General features: G+C 69.8%; 1 protein-coding gene and 1 pseudogene. Both read right to left on the reverse strand.

Translation table 11 applies throughout. From position 1 onward, the window contains the following. Positions 1 to 1,619: pseudogene (locus VFZ20_RS31360) on the reverse strand (hypothetical protein); the annotation flags it as partial. Positions 1,620 to 2,084: 465 nt separating this feature from the next. After that, positions 2,085 to 4,166 (reverse strand): vanadium-dependent haloperoxidase, encoded by a 2,082-nt coding sequence (locus VFZ20_RS31365; protein WP_329687921.1) that lies wholly within the window; start codon positions 4,164 to 4,166, stop codon positions 2,085 to 2,087. Between the last annotated feature and the right edge of the window lie 167 nt (positions 4,167 to 4,333).

The following is a 4,333-nucleotide window of genomic DNA, read 5'->3' on the forward strand; positions in this document are numbered from 1 at the left end:
GTCACCTGCCGCTGGTCGATCTTGAGGTCGCCGTAGGTGATGAGCCCGTCCGCCGTGCCGCGGCCCTGGCCGGACGGCAGCCGCGGATCGCTCGTGCCCTTGAGCAGGAACTGGCTCAGGTAGGGCCCCACCGTCTCGCCGGGGTAGATGCCGCGGAACACCGTCTGCGCCGTCACGGCGCCGCTCTCGCGCGGGCCGCGAAAGTCCGAGAACTCCGTGTTCAGCGACTGGATGGCGTCCTGGATGATGCCGTTGCTGCCGTAGTCGTTGAAGTGCACGTCACGGGCGAGCGCCATCCAGTACAGCTCGCCCATCTCCGACGAGTTCTGCGGCGAGTCGATGCGGGGCGCGGGCGGCTGCGTGACGGACTGCGGGTCCGGTCCTTCGAGCGCGAACGCCAGGCCGCCCTGCGGGTTGGTGAGCTTCTTTCCCCCGGGCCCCAGGTCGATAGCCTCGAAGTCCGCCGGGTCGCGCGTCTCCAGGGCGTGCAGCAGCGACTGGTACGACGACGGCACCACGTCGCCCACGCTGTCGTGCTCCAGCCCCTTGGAGAAGTTGGCCACGTACGGGTAGTCCTCCTCCTCGCCGTTGTCGCAGTGCAGCGGGTGGGGCCGGCCGCGGGCAATGAGCGCCGCCTTGAGGCGTACGCCGAACGCCGCGTCCCGCCGCGACGGGGCGTACTGCAGCGCGCCCACGCTCCACGCGTCCTTGCGGGGCGCGCCCGTCGCGTCCGTGGCAAACGCCCACGCCGGGTCCTGGCGCAGGTCCGCGCCCGTGTCCTGCGCCGCCGTGTCGTCGCGGTCCAGCCGAAAGTCCTCGGCCTGCACGTCGCGCAGCCGCACCCCGGCCCCGCGGATGGCGTCGTCGCCCGGCGCCGACAGGTCCGACGACACGTTGCGCGCCAGGTCCGTCTGCGGGGCGGTGACAAAGCCCAGGCTGAAGTCGCTGCCCGTGCCGGCGCTCACGCACAGGTTGTTCTTGAGGCGCAGCGTGACGGGGCTTTCCTGCGACGTGGCGCTCAGGTTGCCGCCGCCGGCGCCGTACAGCGTGTTGCCGTAGAACACCAGCTCCGCCCCCGCCCGCATGGACGACCAGTAGACGTTCTCCTGGTAGCCGTACACCACGCAGTTGCGTACACGGAGCGTGCCGCCCGTGTAGTGCGAGAAGATGCCGCGGTGCTCCCAGCGGTTCTGCGGCGCGCCGCAAAAGCGGATGATGCAGGCGTCCACGTACGCGTCCAGCGTGGTCCCCGCCTGGAAGGCGATGCCGATGCCCGCGGCGTTCTCCACCTGCAGCCCCTCCAGCCGCACGCCGGTGGTGGAGATGGACAGGGCCCAGTACGGGTCGCTCACCCGCAGCCGGTACGCGTCCGTGCTCCAGCGGCCCCGGTGCCGCGCGGCGCGGGGGACCACCACGTGGATGTAGCGGTCGTGGTCCGTGATCCAGTCCGCCTCGATGTCCACCCGGCTGGTGTCTTCCATGGCGTGGCACTCGATGCGCAGGATGGTGTCGAGCGCCACGAGGTCCGCGTACTGCGCCTTGAGGTCCAGGATGGCCTGGGAGAGCGAGGTATAGTCCCCGCCGGACGGCTTGACCGTCCTGGTGACGATGGTAGGCATGGACGTGTCTCCGTGAAGGAGGTGAGGGGGATGGACCCCTTCGCGCCATGCCGACACGAAAAGGCCCCGGTCCCGGGCGCTGTGCCGGGGCGGGGCCTGTGATCGGCCGCTCGGTGTCTGGTTGTCGCGGCGCCGCGAGGATCCGCGCGCCGTGGGAGGGAGGTCCGGGACGCAGAAAGACCCCGGCCGGCGTCTCTGCCGGCGGGGGCCTCGCGGGTCCCGGATCGTGGTCTGATCAGGCGGAAAGATCGAATGCTTTCCTATCCCGACGTTCGTTGCTGATAAAGGATAGCCCCTCACCCGATGGCTGTCAATCCGCTCCGCGCAACGTCTCCCATGTTCACGGAGCGCGTGTGCGGATCGCGTGACAGGAGGCCGGAGGCGCGGCCAGCCCCCCGGACGCGCGGATGCCGGCGCGGGAACTCCGCGCCGGCATCCGGTCACCACTACTATCTATCTGCGCCGTCAGCTCACGACGGGGACCACCTTGCCGTCGAAGATGCGGATGGTCTGTCCGTCGAACTTCGTCAGCTGGAAGTAGGCGTCGTCCTCGTTGAAGCCCAGGGACATCTCCTGCAGCAGGCCGATGGCGATGGCCTCGCCGAAGGGCAGCGACTCGGTGTAGTCCGAGCGCCAGTGCACGCCCGCCGCGTTGCGGAAGATGGCGATGTTCCCCGCCAGCTTGTTCAGCTCCCCGCCCACGGTCATCTGCCCCGCGTCGGCACCGGTGTAGGCCACGAGCGCGTTGCCGGTGACGTCGGACTGCACGGGGTTCTCGATGGGGGCGCTCTCGTCGAAGAACGCCTTGAGAAGGGTCACCATGGCGCCGCTGCCCGTGGCGTGGCCGGCGCCGTACGCGGGGTGCGTGGGCGCGCCCTCGGGGTACGCCTGCGGCAGCAGGTACGTGCCGGGGAACTGCTCCCCCGCCTGCCCGAAGTGCGGGGCCAGCCCGCCGCTCTGCAGGGACGTGACGATGCTGGTGTGCAGGGGATAGCTGCGCGCGCCCGTGACGTGGTTGTGCACGCGGCCGCCGTACTCCTCGGGCCGCAGCCGGCGGTGCACCCCCCACTTTTGCCACCACACGGCCCGCAGAGCACGTCCCATCACCTCCGCCAGCGCCTGCAGCAGGTGCGTCGGGCCAAACGTGGCGAATCCCACCTGCGTGCGGCTGTCCGTCGCCGTCCCCGGCGGATCGTAGGGGTTACCAGCGTTCTTGGGAAACTCCAGGTCCACCTGCGGGCGTCCGGTGCCGGGCGTGAGGACGGCGAGCTGGTTGCCCGTGGGCTCGCTCATCAGGATCCACGCGGCGTTGTAGAACGCATCCAGCACCTGGTCAAAGTGTACGAACGTGGCGCCCGCCCTCAGGTTCAGGATGAAGCGGCTGGTGGTGTCGAAGGTCTCCATGCCGCGCCGGTCCGCGCCGTTCTGCACGTCCAGCCAGGTGGCGAAGGAGGTCAGGTGGTCCACGCCCGACGTGGCGGGGAACAGCCGCTGGTCGATGACGCGCGAGCCGTAGGAGATGAAGCCGTCCGTGGCGTCGCGCCCCTGCCCGGCGGGCTTGCGGGGATCCACGTTGCCCTTGAGCAGGAACTGCGACACGTAGGGCCCCACCTGCTCGCCGGGGTAGATGCCGCGAAAAAGGTTCTGCACCGTCACGGGCACCGTGCCGCCGAACCGGGGAAACTCGCCGTTCAGCGACGTGATGGCCGCCGTGGCGGTCCCGTCGGAGCCGTAGTACACGAACGGCAGGTCGCGCAGGACGGCCATCCAGTACAGCTCGCCCATCTCGTGCGCCGTCTGCTCGCTATCGAAGCGCGGCGCCGGGGGGATGGTGCGCTCCTGCGCGTCGGGCCCCTCGACGTCGAACGCCAGCCCTGCCTGCGGGTTGGTGAGCTTCTTGGCCGTGGGCGAGCCCAGGATGATCTCCTCGAAGTCCGCCGGGTCTTCGCTCTGCAGGGCGCGCAGCAGGGTGGCGTATGAGGCCGGGTCGGGATCGCCCAGCTCGTCGTGCCCGAGGCTCTTGCTGTAGCTTCCGATGAACGGCCGCCCCGCGTAGTTGACCTCGTCGTTGTTGTTGACGTGCTCGTCGTGCGGACGCGCGGCCGCCAGCTCTGCCGCCTCCACTCGGACGTCGCGGGCCGACCTGCGCCGCTCCTCCACGCGGCGGGCCAGGGACGTGCCCTGCACGTTGAAGTTGTCGAACACGGCCAGACCCGGGGATGCCACGGCGCCGTACGTCGAGGCCCGGATCTGGAGGAACACCGCGGAGAGATCGAACAGGTCGTCGCTGGTGGCCAGCAGGGTCCACGATGCACCGTCGGGCGACATCTCGTAGAACACGGTGCCGTTCGCCTCGCGAATGCGCAGCCAGCGGTGCAGGGCGGCATCGTAGGGCACCGTCCCCAGCGTCGTGCCCGCACCGCTCACCCAGCGGTAGGCACCCAGCACGCCGTCGATCAGCGCGAGCTTGGTGTAGTCGCTGCCGTTGACCACCAGCAGGTGGGTCTCCACCAGGGGATGGTGCTGCGGCGCGTGAACGAGCTCCACCCGTACCTCGGAAGCCCTCAGGTCATAGGCGGTTTGTGAGCCGAGCACCCCTGACCCGGCGGTCCCGCTGGGGAGAGGGATCTCGATGCGTCCGTTGACCTCCCGGGCTCGCTCCACGGCGGGAAACCATCGAACGGTGGTGTCGATCGAGTTGTCGTTGAAGTTGT

The organism is Longimicrobium sp., assembly GCF_036280135.1.
Lineage (GTDB): Bacteria > Gemmatimonadota > Gemmatimonadetes > Longimicrobiales > Longimicrobiaceae > Longimicrobium.